At 33.9% G+C, this 16,230-nt stretch carries 16 protein-coding genes; 13 read left to right on the top strand and 3 right to left on the bottom strand.

Annotated elements, in window-relative coordinates; all coding sequences use genetic code 11:
• The first annotated feature begins 347 nt into the window (after window positions 1–347).
• From BMX60_RS06470 to BMX60_RS06435, 8 genes are all read left to right on the top strand, one after another.
• Complete coding sequence (locus BMX60_RS06470) at window positions 348–1,133, top strand: ABC transporter ATP-binding protein (RefSeq protein WP_091350514.1); 786 nt, start codon at window positions 348–350, stop codon at window positions 1,131–1,133.
• Entirely contained in the window at window positions 1,127–1,834 is a 708-nt protein-coding gene (locus tag BMX60_RS06465; protein ID WP_091350512.1) for an ABC transporter ATP-binding protein, read from the top strand. The genes BMX60_RS06470 and BMX60_RS06465 overlap by 7 nt, the downstream gene beginning before the upstream one ends.
• A gap of 81 nt (window positions 1,835–1,915) precedes the next feature.
• On the top strand, window positions 1,916–3,118 hold the full coding sequence (locus BMX60_RS06460; RefSeq protein ID WP_242945725.1) for an ABC transporter substrate-binding protein: 1,203 nt from the start codon (window positions 1,916–1,918) through the stop codon (window positions 3,116–3,118).
• A gap of 53 nt (window positions 3,119–3,171) precedes the next feature.
• Window positions 3,172–3,960 carry an alpha/beta fold hydrolase gene (locus BMX60_RS06455; protein ID WP_091350511.1) on the top strand — a complete coding sequence of 263 codons (789 nt, stop codon included), beginning with the start codon at window positions 3,172–3,174 and terminating at the stop codon, window positions 3,958–3,960.
• Between the two features lie 78 nt (window positions 3,961–4,038).
• The gene (locus BMX60_RS06450) at window positions 4,039–5,064 is read left to right on the top strand and encodes a 3-oxoacyl-ACP synthase (protein WP_091350509.1); all 1,026 of its coding nucleotides are present in this window, start codon (window positions 4,039–4,041) and stop codon (window positions 5,062–5,064) included.
• 22 nt (window positions 5,065–5,086) lie between these two features.
• Entirely contained in the window at window positions 5,087–6,406 is a 1,320-nt protein-coding gene (locus BMX60_RS06445) for an acetyl-CoA hydrolase/transferase family protein (RefSeq protein ID WP_091350507.1), read from the top strand.
• Window positions 6,407–6,425: 19 nt separating this feature from the next.
• Window positions 6,426–7,409 carry a 3-oxoacyl-ACP synthase III family protein gene (locus BMX60_RS06440; protein WP_091350506.1) on the top strand — a complete coding sequence of 328 codons (984 nt, stop codon included), beginning with the start codon at window positions 6,426–6,428 and terminating at the stop codon, window positions 7,407–7,409.
• Between the two features lie 120 nt (window positions 7,410–7,529).
• Window positions 7,530–9,296, top strand: coding sequence for a M3 family oligoendopeptidase (locus BMX60_RS06435; RefSeq protein ID WP_091350504.1), 1,767 nt, complete (start codon window positions 7,530–7,532; stop codon window positions 9,294–9,296).
• Between the two features lie 10 nt (window positions 9,297–9,306).
• Here BMX60_RS06435 and BMX60_RS06430 read toward each other — a convergent pair whose 3' ends face one another.
• Window positions 9,307–10,515: a cytidylyltransferase domain-containing protein gene (locus BMX60_RS06430; RefSeq protein WP_091350502.1), complete on the bottom strand. Its 1,209-nt coding sequence runs from the start codon at window positions 10,513–10,515 to the stop codon at window positions 9,307–9,309.
• Between the two features lie 133 nt (window positions 10,516–10,648).
• Here BMX60_RS06430 and BMX60_RS06425 point away from each other — a divergent pair, with 133 nt between their 5' ends.
• Complete coding sequence (locus tag BMX60_RS06425; protein WP_207648404.1) at window positions 10,649–11,884, top strand: Glu/Leu/Phe/Val family dehydrogenase; 1,236 nt, start codon at window positions 10,649–10,651, stop codon at window positions 11,882–11,884.
• Between the two features lie 136 nt (window positions 11,885–12,020).
• Entirely contained in the window at window positions 12,021–12,368 is a 348-nt protein-coding gene (locus tag BMX60_RS06420) for a competence type IV pilus major pilin ComGC (RefSeq protein WP_091350498.1), read from the top strand.
• 299 nt (window positions 12,369–12,667) lie between these two features.
• On the opposite strand, the gene BMX60_RS06415 is transcribed toward BMX60_RS06420, so the two are convergent.
• A complete protein-coding gene (locus BMX60_RS06415; RefSeq protein ID WP_091350496.1) occupies window positions 12,668–13,327 on the bottom strand; it encodes a hypothetical protein in 660 nt (219 codons plus the stop codon).
• A gap of 146 nt (window positions 13,328–13,473) precedes the next feature.
• Here BMX60_RS06415 and BMX60_RS06410 point away from each other — a divergent pair, with 146 nt between their 5' ends.
• From BMX60_RS06410 to BMX60_RS06400, 3 genes are all read left to right on the top strand, one after another.
• Window positions 13,474–14,010 (top strand): sigma-70 family RNA polymerase sigma factor, encoded by a 537-nt coding sequence (locus BMX60_RS06410; protein ID WP_091350491.1) that lies wholly within the window; start codon window positions 13,474–13,476, stop codon window positions 14,008–14,010.
• Window positions 14,003–14,908, top strand: a complete 906-nt coding sequence (locus BMX60_RS06405) for a DUF4179 domain-containing protein (protein ID WP_091350489.1) — start codon at window positions 14,003–14,005, stop codon at window positions 14,906–14,908. Before BMX60_RS06410 ends, BMX60_RS06405 begins: the two co-directional genes overlap by 8 nt.
• Before the next feature lie 63 nt (window positions 14,909–14,971).
• The gene (locus tag BMX60_RS06400) at window positions 14,972–15,481 is read left to right on the top strand and encodes a DUF2062 domain-containing protein (protein WP_091350487.1); all 510 of its coding nucleotides are present in this window, start codon (window positions 14,972–14,974) and stop codon (window positions 15,479–15,481) included.
• Window positions 15,482–15,540: 59 nt separating this feature from the next.
• Here BMX60_RS06400 and BMX60_RS06395 read toward each other — a convergent pair whose 3' ends face one another.
• Entirely contained in the window at window positions 15,541–16,104 is a 564-nt protein-coding gene (locus BMX60_RS06395; RefSeq protein ID WP_091350485.1) for a hypothetical protein, read from the bottom strand.
• Window positions 16,105–16,230 lie beyond the last annotated feature (126 nt).

Below are 16,230 nucleotides of genomic sequence, written 5' to 3'. Positions count from 1 at the left end.
CTAACTTCTCAACTACAGGGAGCTCATCCACCTGAAGTTTCCTATATGGTTTATTAACTGGTTCCTTTGAAGGTTTATTAAACACACTCTTTTTAATAAGCAAAGTAATTAAAGTACAGATAATTTCATTTTGCTGCTTGATTATTTCTAAACAATATGTTATAAATTGAGGTAACAACTTGTCACTCCTTTCTTTCTTTGTTTATTTGGTGTGTGTACCTCAATTATGAACGAAGATTAAGGGGGTGGCAAGTTGTTTTTTGTAAAAAGCTATAAATAAAGGTTGTTTAAGCTACTTTTATATAAAAAAAGTTTTACAATACGGGTGCAAAGATGGGGGGATAGAGATGGAAATTTTAAAAGTTGAGAACTTATCAATAAGTTTTGGTGGGTTAAAAGCAGTAGATGATGTATCATTTACAGTTCCCCGAAAAAGCATCTATGGTCTCATCGGTCCTAATGGTGCTGGTAAAACTACAATCTTTAACTGTATCAGTGGGTTTTATAAACCTGATCAGGGGAAAGTTATCTTTTGTAAAGTTGATGAAGAAATTGATTTAGTAAAACTAAAGGTTCACCAAATTATTGGTCAAGGATTAGCTAGGACCTTTCAAAATGTTGAGCTTTTCAAGATGATGACAGTTTTGGAAAATATTATGGTAGGGGAACATTGTAGAACTAAAGGAAATATATTAGCAGAAGGTTTTAAGTTACCTTATATTGTAAAGGAAGAAAAAAGGGTAAAGGAAAAAGCAATGGAAATTATAGAGTTTTTAGGTCTTAAAGGGTTAGAAAATTTGCCAGCTGCCGCCCAATCCTATGGTACTCAAAAATTAATTGAGTTAGGGAGAGCATTGATTTCTAGACCTAGGTTATTGATATTAGATGAACCGGCAGCAGGTATGAATAGTACTGAAACAAAAGAACTAGCTAAACTAATAAAGAAAATTAGAGATGAATTGGATATTACAGTTTTACTAGTAGAGCATGATATGGGATTAGTAATGGATATTTGTGAAAGAATCTGTGCCATAAACTTTGGCAAGAAGATAGCGGAAGGAACCCCTGGGGAAATACAAAAGGATCAAGGTGTACAAGAGGCCTATTTAGGGAAGGGGGAAGAGGTATGTTAAAGCTTTCAGCTGTCAATTGTTTTTATGGCTATATCCATGCTTTGAAGGATGTTTCTTTGGAAGTTCCAGAAGGTAAAATTGTCACTTTATTAGGGGCAAATGGTGCCGGAAAAACCTCTACCCTTAAAGCTATTTCAGGGATCCTTCCAGTTAAAAGTGGTTCAATTGAATTTATGGGAAAAGATTTAACTAAATTATCGGTAGAGAGAATAGTTGCAGAAGGGATAGTTCAATCACCAGAAGGACGACAGATTTTTCCTGAGTTGACTGTTGAAGAAAACTTAAAAATAGGTTCATATACTCGAAAAGATAAAAAAAATATTCCTCAAACCTTTGAAAGGGTATATAATTACTTTCCAATTTTAAAGGAGAGGAAAAAACAAATTGCCGGAACATTATCTGGTGGGGAACAGCAAATGTTAGCTATAGGAAGGGCTTTGATGGCAAAACCCAAACTGTTATTACTTGATGAACCTTCTCTAGGTTTAGCACCATTAATAGTTAAAAATATCTTTCAAATTATCAAGCAAATAAAGGAAGAAGGGACTACAATTTTACTAGTAGAGCAAAATGCAGTTCAAGCATTAAATATCGCCGATTACGGCTATATTTTAGAAACGGGAAAGATCGTTCATCAAGGGAAAGCTGAAGATTTGAAAAATGATGATAAAGTGAAAAAGGCCTATTTAGGTGGTCATTAAGTTTTCTAATTTAAAGCTCAACAATTAAGTTAGTTAATAAGCGAAAGGCTTATTACTATATAGAAAAAAGGGGGAAATGTGATGAGAAAAATGAGTAAACTATTAGTAATTTTGTTAGCCTTAGTGTTGTTATTGACAGCTTGCTCAACTGCTAAAAAAGAAGTAGAGTACGCCCAAGGAGTTACTGAAGATACAATTAAGGTAGGAACAGTTGCAGTTAGGGAAGGAGTTTTAGCTTTTATTGGGGAGCCTTACTTACAAGGGATGGAAGCTTATTTTAAAATGATCAATGATCAAGGGGGAGTAAATGGTAGAAAAATTCAATTGATCCATATTGATGATGAATTTAACCCTGTCAAAGCTTTAGAAGGGGTAGAAAAACTAATTTATGATGAAAAAGTTTTTGCTATTGTTGGTCAATTGGGTACTCCCGGTGTTCTAGCTTCTGCCGATGTAGTTAAAGAAGTTGGTATCCCATCGGTTTATTTTGGTTCTGGTGCTACAGAGCTTACTAAACTTGGAGACAATTTTTTCCCAGTTCAACCAAACTACCAGTATGAAGGCAAATTAAAGGCTAAATTTGCAGTAGAAAAATTTAAGGCTGAAAAAGTAGTAATTTTATATCAAAATGATGATGTGGGAAGAGATGGCTTAAAAGGATTTAAAGATGGTTTAGCAGGTTTAGGAAAATCTGATATTCTAAAAGCTGAACTAGCCTTTGCTGCAACAGATACAGATTTTTCAGTACAAATCCAAAGGATTAACGAAATACAACCTGACTTAATTATTATTTATGCTTTATCCGGTGGTGTAACTAACTTTTTGAAAGAAGCTGAAGATCATTCAATCAACATTCCTATGTTAACATCATATTCCAATGCCGATGCATCCTTTTTAGCATTAGCTTCTCCTGGTGCACCAAATGCCATTTTGAATCTCCACGTATTAGGATGGCTTGATGTAAATGAGGAAAGTTTAAAACCATTAAAAGAGGCTATGGCAAAATATTTTCCAAATGGTAGTGCTTACAATGCATATACTATGGCTGGTTGGGTAGCGGCTGAAACCTTTGTGGCAGGACTAAGGGAAGCTGGAGATGACTTGACTTGGGAAGGCTACATTAAAGCAATGGAAAGGATGGTATTCACTGAAGGATTAGCTCCAGAAATCTCTTATAAACCAGGGGTTCGTCAGGGTGTAACTAAAATGGCAATGAGTAGAGTTATTCGTTTAGAAAATGGATTTTATGCCTTTGAATTGGTAACTGATTTTATTGAATACTAAAACTAAAAAGCCTGGGATTTTTCTCGGGCTTTTGTAATAAAAGGGGTGATATTATGCCGAAAATACAAGTTAATGATATTCAAATGTATTATGAAATCCATGGTGAAGGTACACCATTAGTTCTCATAGAAGGATTAGGTTATGCTACTTGGATGTGGTATAAGCAAATCGATGAATTAGCAAAACACTTTCAAGTGATAGTTTTTGATAACCGAGGGGTAGGAGAAACAGATAAACCGGATTGTGAATACACTATAGAAATGTTTGCCGATGACTTGGCGGAATTGTTAAGTAAATTGGGGATAGAAAAAGCCCATATATTGGGTGTATCTATGGGGGGATTTATAGCCCAAGAATTTGCTTTAAAATATCCCCATATGGTAGATAAGTTAATTCTTTGCTCTACCTCTTTTGGGGGACCTAATAGTATTCCTATTCCAATGGAAACTCTTCAAATTATGTTAAAGGGTGGAGGGGTTTACACCTCCTTAGATGAAATAAAAGAAGCTATAGCTACCGCGTTAGATAAAGATAACTTAAATGAAGAGGTATTGAATAAAATCATGGAAGAGAAAATGAAGGATCCTCAACCTAAATATGCTTACCAACGACAACTGATGGCAGGGGCAGGTTTTAATGCTGAAAATAGAGTGGAAAAGATAAAAAGTGAAACTTTAATACTGGCAGGTAAAGGGGACAGGGTAGTTCCTCCGGAAAATGCAGTCTTATTAAAAGAAAAAATACCTTGCTCAAAAATGATAATTATTGAAAAAGCAGGTCATGTGTTTTTTATGGAACAGCCAGAAGAAACTAATAAAGCTATTATTGATTTCTTAAAATAAATTACCTCCTATTTATTTTTTCACCCTTGCAGCGAAAGTTGCAAGGGTACCTTCAAACTTTTTGGGGAGGGGAAGAGGATGAAAGATCATGTAGGTATTGTTGGAACAGGTTTATATATTCCAAAAGGGAGAATGACAGCTAAGGAAATAGCAAAAGAGACCAATGGGATTTGGACAGAAGAGGCTATTATCGAGAAGTTAGGGATAGTACAAAAGGTTATCCCCGGTGAAGGGGATGGAACCCAGGAAATGGGGGTACGGGCAGCATTAAATGCCTTAGAAAATACAGGGGTTGATCCAGAAGAGTTGGATTTAATTATTTGTATCGGTGAAGAATGGAAAGAATATCCTTTAACTACTTCTGGGATTTATATTCAAGAACAAATCGGGGCTAAAAGGGCTTGGGCCATTGATGTTCAGCAAAGATGTTGTTCCACTGTATCGGCAATGAAGATAGCTAAAGATATTATGTTAGCTGACAAAGATATAAATTGTGTTATGATAGTAGGGGGCTATAGAAACGGAGACTTTATAGATTATACCGATAAATCCTTATCAATGATGTATAACTTAGCTGCCGGTGCTGGAGCTATAATCCTGAAAAAGAATTATGGAAAGAATCTATTGTTAGAAAGTCATATCATTACCGACGGTAGTTTAGCTCGAGATGTAGGAGTAGAATTTGGTGGTATAGTAAACCCCATTACTGCAGAGAATTTGCCTAAAGCCTATAAATCTTTAAAAATCTTTGACGAGCAGCATATGAAAGATAGGTTAAATGAGGTATCAATGAAAAATTGGCTTTATTGTATCGATAAAGCCTTTGAGAAATCAGGTATTAAAAGAGAACAATTAGGTTATTTGGCTGTACTGCATTTTAAATATTCTATGCATAAATATCTTTTAGAATTATTAGGTCTTAATGAAGATCAATCTATTTATCTAAAAGACTATGGTCATATTGGGCAAATTGATCAAATTTTATCTTTACAACTAGCTTTAGAACAGGGGAAAATAAAAGATGGGACAATAATCTCTATGATAGCTGCTGGGATAGGCTATGCTTGGGCAGCAAATGTAATCCGGTGGGGACCAGTGGTTTAGTTTGGTAGAGGAGGTAATAGAAGTGAAGATAATAGAAGAATATAAAAGGAAAGTTATAACTGTAGAAGAAGCCCTAGATAAAGTAAAATCGGGAGATCATATCATCACCGCTTTGGCAGCGGCAGAGCCGAGGGAATTTTTAAGTAACCTTCATACTATAGCTCCTAAAGTTAGTGATGTTACAGTGACTTGTTGTCTGCCGATGAATAACTATCGTTTTTTCTCAGAAAAGGGATATGAAAAAAGTTTTTCTTTAGAAAGCTGGTTTTACACCCCTGGACTTAGAGCGGCCCATGGTGAAGGAAGGGCGACCTTTATACCCAATCACCTCCATTTTGCAGGAACTAAAAGGGTACAATATAAGAAATGTAATATATTTGTGGGAACAGCTTCGCCAATGGATAAACATGGTTTTCTTTCCTTATCTTTGAGTGCTACTTATGAAAGGGAAATTATTGAAGGGGCAGATTTGGTAATTTTAGAAGTCAATCCCAATTACCCCCGAACCTTTGGTGATACAACAATACACATAAGCCAAATAGACCACATAGTTGAGGTTAATTATCCAGTACCGGAATTTCCCAATGGAGAGCCTGACGAAAAAGATAAAATAATCGGTAAGTATATTGCTGATTTAGTAGAAGATGGTTCAACTATTCAGTTGGGGATCGGAGGAATACCTAATGCTGTTGCTTCTCAATTAGTCAATAAAAAAGACTTGGGAATCCATACTGAAATGTTTACCGATGGAATGGTAGACTTATTTAAGGCAGGGGTGATAACTGGTAGGAAAAAAACTTTATTTCCTGAGAAAATGGTCGCAACCTTTGCTTTAGGTAGTAAGAAATTATATGATTTTATTGATGATAATCCAGGGGTTCAGATCTTAAATGGTAAGTGGGTTAATGATCCTTATGTTATAGGTAAAAATTATAAAATGGTGTCGATAAATACAACATTAGAAATAGATTTAACTGGTCAATGCTGTTCAGAATCTATAGGCCACCTGCAGTTTAGTGGCACTGGAGGGCAAGCTGATACCGCCATTGGGGCACAACTTTCACAGATGGGAAAATCTATCATTGCCCTTTATTCAACTGCTAACATTAGAGTTTCTGGTAGTGAAGGGAGAAAAACAATTTCTAAAATAGTCCCTAGATTAACCCATGGGGCAGTGGTTTCCTTATCCCGCAATGATGTGGACTTTGTAGTTACTGAATATGGAGTAGCTGCTTTAAGGGGAACTTCTGTCAGGGACAGGGTGAAAAAGTTGATTAACATAGCTCACCCAGATTTTAGGGATGAGCTCTTAGAAGAAGGAATAAAGTTAAAGCTTATCTAATTATTGGGGAGAGATAAGGATGAGAAGAGCTGTAATTACTGGAAGTGGGATGTATGTTCCTAAAAATTTAATTACCAATGAAGAGATGGAAAAATTACTAAATCAACCCCTTAAACCAAGTTTAGAGGAAAAATTAGGAATAAAACAACGTTATATTACAGGGGATGATGAGAGTAGTGGAGATTTAGCTACAAAAGCAGGGGAAAAGGCTTTAGCAGATGCTAAGTTAAAACCTGAAGATTTAGATCTAATCATTGTTACAACAGATACTCCGGAATATATAAGTCCTGCCACTTCTTCAGTGGTTCAGGGACGTTTAAAAGCTGTTAATGCCGGTACTTTTGATATTAACGCCTCTTGCGCCGGATTTGTTACCGGCTTAGATGTGGCGTCACGGATGGTAATGTCAGGTGGCTATAACAATATCTTGTTAATCGGTGTTTATAATATGACTAAATATGTTGATAAAACCGATGTCAATGTTTTCCCTATTTTTGCCGATGGAGCCGGGGCTGTGGTAATATCTGGGACTTCAGAACAAAGGGGCTTTGTTGATTCAAAACTTATCGCCGATGGAACTCAATACGACTTTTTAGGGATCTATGGGGGAGGAACTAAGTACCCAATAACCCATGAAAGTATTGAAAAAAAACAGCATTTACTACAGTTTTTAAAGCCACTGCCTCCTGATCGGAACATTAAATTATGGTCTCCGATGATTAAAGATTTACTGGAGAAAAATTCTTTAGATATTCAAGATGTAGATCACATTTTTTTCACCCAAATAAATAAGTGGGTAATAGAAGAAGTAATGGGAATTTTAGCTTTGCCTATGGAAAAAACCACCTGTATTATGGATAAATACGGTTATACCGGTTCAGCATGTATTCCCATGGCTTTAGATATAGCTTTAAAGGAAGGGAAGATAAAGAAGGGGGATAACGTTATTTTTATTTCTTCAGGGGTAGGTTTTGCCGTAGCAGCAGCTTTATATAAATGGTAAAGGAGCCAAAACTTGGCTCCTTAAATTATAAATAAATTTTTAATGAACAAAAAAAAGGAATAATTATTTTATTATCGAATAATTCATATACAGAAATAATTAACAGGGAGGCAGATTATAATGCGGTGGAGTTTAGAATCTTTATACTCTTCCTTTGATTCTGAACAGTTTCAAAGGGACTTTGCCATTGTTGATGAACAAATGGAAATGCTGAAAAATTGGGTTACTGATAATTTGAGTGATTATCAAAGTCCACAAAGGAAATTAGAAGAAGTAATCGGTTTAATCAAAGAATATTACACCAATTTTTCTAGACTGATGGGATTTTGCCATTTATCCTTAAGTGTAAATACTAAAGATGAAAAAGCATTATTTTATTTAGATAAACTACAATTTAAATCTACAGAACTTACTTCATCTATAGTGAAAATCGAAAAATGGATAGGAGGGTTAGAAAATTTAGAAGAAGTTATAGAAACCTCTCCATTATTAAAAGAACATAACTTTTATTTAAAGGAAATCGCTAGAAAAACAAAATACCTGTTATCAGAAGAAGCAGAAGTTATCATTGCTAAAATGGTTAACACCGGTTCTCAAGGATGGAGTAAACTTCAAGATAAGCTGACTTCCACATTACTAGTAGATATGGAGGTAAATGGAGAAAAGAAGCAGCTCCCATTACCAGTTGTTAGAAATATGGCCCATGATAAAGACCCTAAAGTACGGAAAGCTGCCTATTATGCTGAATTGAAAAGTTATGAAAAAATAGTAGAATCCTCTGCTGCTTGTTTAAATGGGATTAAAGGGGAGGTAATAACATTAGCAAAACTTAGAGGTTATTCTTCCCCATTAGAAAAAACTCTCTTAGACTCTAGGATGGATCAAGAAACCCTTGATGCCATGTTAGAAGGAATTAAAGAAGCTTTACCAAATTTTCATAAATATTATCGTCAAAAAGCTAAGTTATTAGGGTATCAAGAAGGATTGCCATTTTATGAACTTTTTGCTCCTTTAGGGGAAGTTAAAATGGAATTTACCTTTGAGGAAGCTAGAAAATTTATCGTTAAACATTTTAGAACCTTTAGTGATAAATTAGCGGATTTTACCGATATGGTCTTTGAGAAAAAGTGGATAGATGCTGAAATTAGGGAAGGTAAAAGGGGAGGTGCTTTTTGCAGTAACCTTCAATCAATAAAGGAAAGTAGGATTTTAACTAATTTTTCCGGTAGTTTAAGTGATGTAACCACTTTAGCCCATGAATTAGGCCATGCCTATCATGGATATTGCTTAAAGGATGAAAGTATATTAAACACCTCATATCCTATGCCTTTGGCGGAAACTGCTTCTATCTTTAATGAAGCTATTGTTATGAATGCTGCATTAAAGGAAGCTACCGATGAAGAAAAATTGACAATACTAGAGACTGTGATATCCGATGCAGGGCAGGTAATTGTCGATATTTATTCTAGATACCTATTTGAAACAGAATTATTTAAACGTAGGGAAGATCATAATTTATCTGTAAATGAACTTAAAGAAATAATGTTAGAAGCACAAAAAGAGGCTTACGGAGATGGTTTAGACCACAATTATCTCCATCCTTATATGTGGGTATGTAAACCCCATTATTACTATGCAGCAAGGAACTTCTATAATTTCCCTTATGCCTTTGGTTTATTATTTGCTAAAGGTATATATGCCCAGTATCTCAAGGAGGGTAAAGACTTCATTCCAAAATATGATCAACTGTTGGCTGTTACAGGTAAGATGAATATCAAAGATGTAGGGGCTGTCATCGGTATCGATGTTACAAGTAAAGAGTTTTGGAAATCTTCATTAGAATTGATCATTAAAGATATAGAAGAATTTATTAAATTGAGTTCCTAATGCAATAGGACTAAATACCTAAACAATTTCCTTCACGATAAAATATCGTTGTTTCGTTTTTGTCTTTGACTATTGGACCCATCCCTGTAAACTCAATTTTTTTGAAACCTTGGGCTAAAATATATTCTTTTCCTTCATCGTCTTTAGTTCGTTGAGAATCATCCCAAATAATTATTCCATCGGGGAGTAAAGAGTTAACTGCTACCTTTGCACAGTCTATTCTATCTCTACTATCAATAACCACTATGTGATACTTCTCCCCCGTTTTTAAAATTGAATTTGGATAATCCTCTTTAGATATGTCAACATAGATAATTTTAGCATTTGTTGGAAGGTTTTCTTTAATAGCTTGGACCCAGGCACTATTGTGTTCACAAGCCACAACGGTGTCTACTTTTTTTGCCCACCAAAGGGTGCTAAATCCACAACCAAATTCAAAAACTTTAAAGTGTTTTTTAACCCTTTTTTCTAAGAAATCAATGGCAGGGTAGGTCATCCAAGGTATAGGCTCTTCTTGGTAATTGATAGATTTCTTTGTTAAAAAACTCTTGAACCAGCCTTCTTCATATATTCCGGTATCACCAAAAAGTATGTTTCCGTAGATATCCAATTTAGTATAATCTAAGTTATACTTAAGGATTTCCTGAGCTATGTAGTATTCCCTTTCTGTACGGACAAAAAAATGATAAAAAGGTGTTTCCCATGGATGTTTTACTTTTTTAAGATTAAGGTTGTGGGGATTGGTATTAAGATATTTTAAAAAACGATGGAATTTACCGATTTGGACTTGGCATTTTTCCAATGCATCATAAGTTAAAATTTCCGGAAGCAAGCCATTATCTAGATTGTGATAAAGGATATCGATATTATCATTTATAAATCTATCTATCAATTCCTTCGTTCTTTCTACATCTAAAAAAATCTGATCACCGGTAAAGCGTAAAATAACAGAAGGTTTGCTGTCTTGATAAGCTTCTATCATTCTTTTACCAGCATTTAGTTCTTTAGAAAAATAGATTTTGACTTTAGAATATTTATCCCTTAGATAACTTAAACTTTGATTATCTTTATTATTATATAAAACCATAGTTATATCATTGATCGCTGGAATTTGTAAAACTTTTTCTACAGTATATTCAATTATATTTTTATTTAAAATTTCTTTTGTTAGAAAAGGATTTTTTTCTAGATCAGCTTGAATATAGGCAACTATTGACATCGTAACAACTCCTATCATAACGTGTTTCAAAATATATTTTACCATAATCTTGGTGAAAAAACTAAAATTTCTTGCACTTCAATATGCTAAAGTGATATTATGGTAATAAATTGAAAGTAAGGGAGTGTTTTTAGTGAAAGACAATGTTTTTCAAACAGCTCAAAAACAAATTAAAAGTGCTTGTGAAAAACTAGGGGTTGATCCTAAATTTTATGAAGTGTTAAAACAACCCAAAAGGGTAATGGAAGTTTCCTTCCCCGTAAAAATGGATGACGGTTCTGTCCGAGTTTTTACTGGATACCGTTCACAACATGATGATACTTTAGGACCAGCCAAAGGTGGAATTAGATTCCATCCTGATGTGACAATGGATGAAGTAAAGGCTTTGTCTATGTGGATGACGATGAAATGTGCTGTAGTAGGATTACCCTTTGGAGGGGGTAAAGGTGGAGTTAAATGTAATCCCAAAGAACTATCAACAAGGGAGTTAGAAGAAATAACCCGGGGATTTACTAGGGCAATAGCTCCCATTATCGGCAATGAAAAAGATATACCTGCTCCCGATGTTTATACAAATCAACAGGTAATGGCCTGGATGGTCGATGAATTTAGCAGAGTAAAGGGTTATACCGATTACGGTGTTGTTACAGGAAAGCCCTTAACTTTAGGGGGATCTAAAGGGAGAAATGAAGCAACTGCTAGGGGCTGTTTTATAACTATTAAAGAAGGATTGAAAAAATTAGCTATCCCTATAACAGAAGCTAAAGTGGTAATACAAGGTTTTGGCAATGCCGGATACTATCTAGCAGAACTGATGTATAATGCAGGGGCAAAAATTATTGGAGTGAGTGACAGTAAAGGTGGTATATATAACAAAGATGGTCTAGATCCTGTAGCTTTAAATGAGGTTAAAAAGGAAAAAGGTTCGGTAATTTATGGTAATGGTCAACAACTGACAAATGAAGAGTTATTAGAATTAGACTGTGATGTACTAATACCTGCAGCTTTAGAAAATGTTATTACAGAAATAAATGCAGGGAATGTTAAAGGAAAAATTGTAGCAGAAGCTGCCAATGGACCTACCACAATTAAAGGTGATGAAATACTACATCAAAGGGGAATACTTGTAATACCAGATATTTTAGCTAGTGCAGGGGGAGTTACAGTTTCCTACTTTGAATGGGTACAAAATAATATGAATTATTACTGGGATGAAGAGGAAGTTAATAACAAGTTAGAAAAAATTATGGTAGATGCTTTTGAAAAAGTGTATTTTATGCACCTAAATAAAGGGGTTTCCATGAGGGATGCTGCATATATGGTGGCATTAGAGAGAGTGATCGAAGGGTTAAAATACAGAGGTCTATAATAAAAAATTAAAAAAATTTAATTAAAAAGCAGGAATTTGTCAAAAAAGGTTGAAAATTAATACTAAGTTTCACGACAAACCTGTTTTAAGCTGACCTTAGGAAACTAAGGTCAATATTTTTCTAGGGGGTAGATTTATGTTTAAAAATCAAAAAGGTTTTACTTTATTAGAAGTGCTGTTGGTTATAACACTTTTAGGGGTAATCTTAGCCATAACAGTACCTAATATCGGAATAGGTTCCCAAAAAGTAAACGAAGAGCTATGTGCTAGTAGTAGGTTAATAATTGAAGCAGCCATCGAACAATATAAATTTGTAAAAAAGGTAAGTGAGTTTGATGTTAATAATTTAGGTTTAGAAAAAAATGAAGATTTTATCGATTACTTAGTAAAAGAAGGCTATCTTAAAAACAAAATAACTTGCCCTAATGGTGGAACTTATTTGTATGAAGATGGTAAAGTTCAATGTGAGGAATGTAAAAAGTGACCCTTTATTGGGTCACTTCAGTTTGTAGACAAAGTCATTTTTTAAAGGCTGTGGTAATTAAACATTTTAACAAAGTTCTGCGTCGAGATTTAAGGCTTCTATCTAAAAGGAAGAAGGGTACCGCTCTAATTCGCCTTCCATGGCTCAATAGAGCTTTCGGAACGTCCTGTTCCTCACCCCTTCTTCCTTTTATCTAATCAGCTCTTAAATCTATCTCCTCGACTTAATCGTATCTTTGTTTAATTACCACTGCTGATGATGACTTTGTCTATAGTTTGTCTTCAGTCTTAAGTAACCCTTTATTGGGTCACTTTTTGTATGACGTGTTTTAAAATGCCGTTATCATTAGTAAAACGATACTCATAATGACTATTGGCATAAGCAACGAAAGCATCAATCCAAGTTTCCCTTAACTTGTACATCTTATTTGGGTCTATTCCGACCTGATTCCAATAATCTATATGTAGGCATTGGGTTACTTCCCATTGAACTAAATCGGGCTCAGAGATTTGAACTTGATTTACATGATCACAAGGCATACCATCTAAAATATAATTGTTTAACTGGTCATAGAGTTCTTGGGCATTTTGTGGTCTTGCTTCCTCTTCACATTTTTCTCCACAATACTTACCTTGTTTTGCATAATATTCCAATGCAACTTCATAGGCTAAATCTCCAAATTTTTCGATGGATTTATTTAAGAAATACCCATGTCTCAGTTCTGCCCTTTGAATTTTATCTTGAAGCCATTGATGAATATTATCTAGATCTATTATCTCTTCCAAAGTTTTTTCTTGGTCTAAAGGTTGACCATATCTATCACAAGCCTCCCCATAGAGTATTTCTGCTTCTTTTCCCACTTCTGCAATTAATCCATCTAAAATATATTTTTCAAGTCTTTCAAATAAAATTATTTTATTGTATAACCAATGATGAATGGGGCCTAAAAATAAACTCATAGCAATTCCTCCCTTTTTGTTGTTTCAAATATACTGTTTTTAGTATTACCTTTTTTAAAAAAACAAAACCTTTTTAGTGTATTCTTTGTCTAATTGGTATAAAGGGAAATATAAAAAGAAAACTATTTATGGAAGGAGGAAGGAAATTGGATGTAATTGTACTAGTAAATAAGGCGAAAAAAGGTGATGAAAGAGCTTTTGCTCAGCTTATTGAGTGGAAAAAGGATAAAATATATAAAATTGCTTTTAGTTATGTCAAAAATAAAGAAGATGCTTTAGATATAGTAAGTGAAGCTGTCTGTAAAGCCTATATTTCTATAGGGACCGTTAAAAAATCAGAGTATTTTTATACTTGGTTAACTAGAATTGTAATTAATACTGCTATAAACTTTAGTAAAAAAAAGGAAAGGGAAAGTTTTTTTGATGAAAATTATCATATAGAAAAGGAGGGGGAAGATTTAAGTATAGAAGATAATATAGTAGATAATTTAGATTTGTATAATGCCATTGATCAGTTAAAAGAACCGTATAAATCAGTAATAATTTTGAAGTATTTTGAGGATTTTACTATTAACCAAGTAGCGGAAATTTTAGAAAAACCTGTAGGGACAATAAAAACTCATCTAAATAAAGCTTTAAATATTCTTAGAAGTAATTTTAGGGAGGTGCAAAAAGTTGATTAACTTTAGAGAACAATACGAAAATATAGAAATACCAAAAGAGCTAGATTTAGCAATAAAACAAGGGATTAAGAAAGGTAAAAGAGAGATGAAGAAAAGAAAAAATAAGTTGTATTTAGGAACTATTTCTTTAGTTGCTTCACTATTGATAGTTTTCATCTTAGGAGTAAATATTTCTACGACCTTCGCTAAAGCCATAAGTCAAATGCCAGGGGGAGAAAGGATAGTTAAAATATTAACTTTTAATCATCAAGGTAAAATAGAAGGAGGGCAATTAGGAGACGGCCAAGATATTAAAGATTTCGATGTAGAAAAAAAAGGACAATGGGAAGAGCTTACTATAGAATTCGATGGGGTAGAAGGAATTAACAATTATACAATTATTCCTATCAGCTATCCTAATGGGTTGCTCCTTGAATTTTCAGGTACAAGAAGTTTCACTGGAAAGGATAAATTGCCGGATTTAACTGAATACCAGTTAATTGATAATTTCTACCCATTGATAACTTTAGATGATCAGCTATTCCGCTTTATTATTACCTTCAAAAAAGATGTTGATTATCAAATAAAAGAAATATCAACTGAGAATAAAATAGTGATTTCTGTCAAAGAAAAAGAAGAAAGGATCCCCACTAAACTTCTATATTCTTTAAGAACTGCTTCTTATCCATTCCATGAAGAAGTTGGGCATATAGAAAGCATATTGAAATTTGAATATTTCAGTGAAAATGCTAGAATGTTAGGGGATGTATCAGGAATGCTTTTCATTGAAGAAGGTTTATACGAATCAAAGGCACAGGCTTTAGCTAGAAAACACGAACTTAAGGAACTAGGCTTTGAATATAATCTATATATTGAGGAAAGGGATAATCTTAAAATTCCAGAAAAAATAGTTGAATAGTATTGTGCTAATCCCCTTAAAACTGCTATAATAAAAACTGCAGTCATAATAAAGGGTGATTATATGCTAAGAGAAATTTTGGGGAAAACTAATGAAGTTTGGAAAAAAGTAAGTAATATAAAGGATACCCCCCATGCCATTGGTTTAGGGGCAGCGGTAGGATTAGGATGGAATTTTATCCCTTCTTTAGGGATAGGGCCTTTTATCTCAGTCTTTACTGCAAAATTGTTTAAGGGTAGTGGTATAGCTGCTATAACGGTAAATTTAGGTACCGGAATTTTCATTCCAATTCTCTACTCATTAAATATGGTAACAGGTAGGTTGTTGGTAGGTCGCTGGTTTACCGCACCAGAAATTGAAAAACAAATTCAAGAATCTATTCAAGAAACTATAGATAACTTAGAAATAATTAAAGAAACTCCTTCTAGATTTTTTACCTTAAATAAAGTTACAGAATTCGGTTTTGAATTTTTCCTAGGTGGTTTAATAAATGCACTAATTTTTGGAGTAATAATTTATGGGTTAATCTGGTTACCTAGGTTTGTAAAACAAAAATGTTTTTGTAAGAACTAAGAAAATATAATAAAGATTAAGGACTAGGATGTTTCCCCTAGTCCTTAATCTTTATAGAGTTATTTTTTCTTTAGTTTAAGTACAACCAATGCTCCAGTTAAAGCACCAATACCAATAGTAGTTAATGCTAAATTTTTAGTATTACTTTCACTAACCCTTTCACCTGTTGCTACTAAATCAACTTCAATGCTACCATCTTTACCGGTAATCTTTACATCTCCATCAGGTACTTGTTCTTCATCATCACTGCTTGTTGGAGCATCAGGGTCATTTGTCCCTTTTAAAGCAGTAATAGTAAAGATAGGATTATCTTTATTAGCTTTTTCTTCTTCAGCGACCATTTCATTAAATTTTTCTTCAGAAATTATCCCTTCTGTTTCCATGTCCAGGTATACCATAATTTTTTCCTTTTCAGTTATAAAGAACATTACATAAACTTCTTTTTCTAAATGGTAAAACTCCTTAATCCAACCTTCAATAAACTTCATATCTTTTCCATATTCTTCTTGAACAATGGTAAGATATCTAGCTTCAGTTTGGGAATCTACTACCCTTAACATGGCAAATGCTGATGTGGAAAGGATCATTAAAAATAAAAGTGTTGTGATAAAAATTTTTTTCATTGAAAAACCTCCTTTTTTCCTTTAGTTGTTTGTTAGACGAAAGAAAAAGGAAAAAGGTTCCCAACTTTGACATATTTTCTTCAGCTAATTAATAATAATTTAATGGAAATTTCGAATAGCGAAAGG

It is taken from the genome of Anaerobranca gottschalkii DSM 13577, from assembly GCF_900111575.1.
GTDB classification, from domain to species: Bacteria; Bacillota; Proteinivoracia; order Proteinivoracales; family Proteinivoracaceae; genus Anaerobranca; species Anaerobranca gottschalkii.
This window is presented reverse-complemented; position numbering and strand designations above follow the sequence as displayed.

Bases quoted from the DNA above. Each gene is read 5' to 3' on its own strand.
- BMX60_RS06430 (WP_091350502.1), bottom strand. From the start codon at position 10,515: ATGTCAATAGTTGCCTATATTCAAGCTGATCTAGAAAAAAATCCTTTT.
- BMX60_RS06420 (WP_091350498.1), top strand. From the start codon at position 12,021: ATGTTTAAAAATCAAAAAGGTTTTACTTTATTAGAAGTGCTGTTGGTT.
- BMX60_RS06465 (WP_091350512.1), top strand. From the start codon at position 1,127: ATGTTAAAGCTTTCAGCTGTCAATTGTTTTTATGGCTATATCCATGCT.
- BMX60_RS06415 (WP_091350496.1), bottom strand. From the start codon at position 13,327: ATGAGTTTATTTTTAGGCCCCATTCATCATTGGTTATACAATAAAATA.
- BMX60_RS06450 (WP_091350509.1), top strand. From the start codon at position 4,039: ATGAAAGATCATGTAGGTATTGTTGGAACAGGTTTATATATTCCAAAA.
- BMX60_RS06470 (WP_091350514.1), top strand. From the start codon at position 348: ATGGAAATTTTAAAAGTTGAGAACTTATCAATAAGTTTTGGTGGGTTA.
- BMX60_RS06435 (WP_091350504.1), top strand. From the start codon at position 7,530: ATGCGGTGGAGTTTAGAATCTTTATACTCTTCCTTTGATTCTGAACAG.
- BMX60_RS06460 (WP_242945725.1), top strand. From the start codon at position 1,916: ATGAGAAAAATGAGTAAACTATTAGTAATTTTGTTAGCCTTAGTGTTG.
- BMX60_RS06400 (WP_091350487.1), top strand. From the start codon at position 14,972: ATGCTAAGAGAAATTTTGGGGAAAACTAATGAAGTTTGGAAAAAAGTA.
- BMX60_RS06440 (WP_091350506.1), top strand. From the start codon at position 6,426: ATGAGAAGAGCTGTAATTACTGGAAGTGGGATGTATGTTCCTAAAAAT.
- BMX60_RS06395 (WP_091350485.1), bottom strand. From the start codon at position 16,104: ATGAAAAAAATTTTTATCACAACACTTTTATTTTTAATGATCCTTTCC.
- BMX60_RS06455 (WP_091350511.1), top strand. From the start codon at position 3,172: ATGCCGAAAATACAAGTTAATGATATTCAAATGTATTATGAAATCCAT.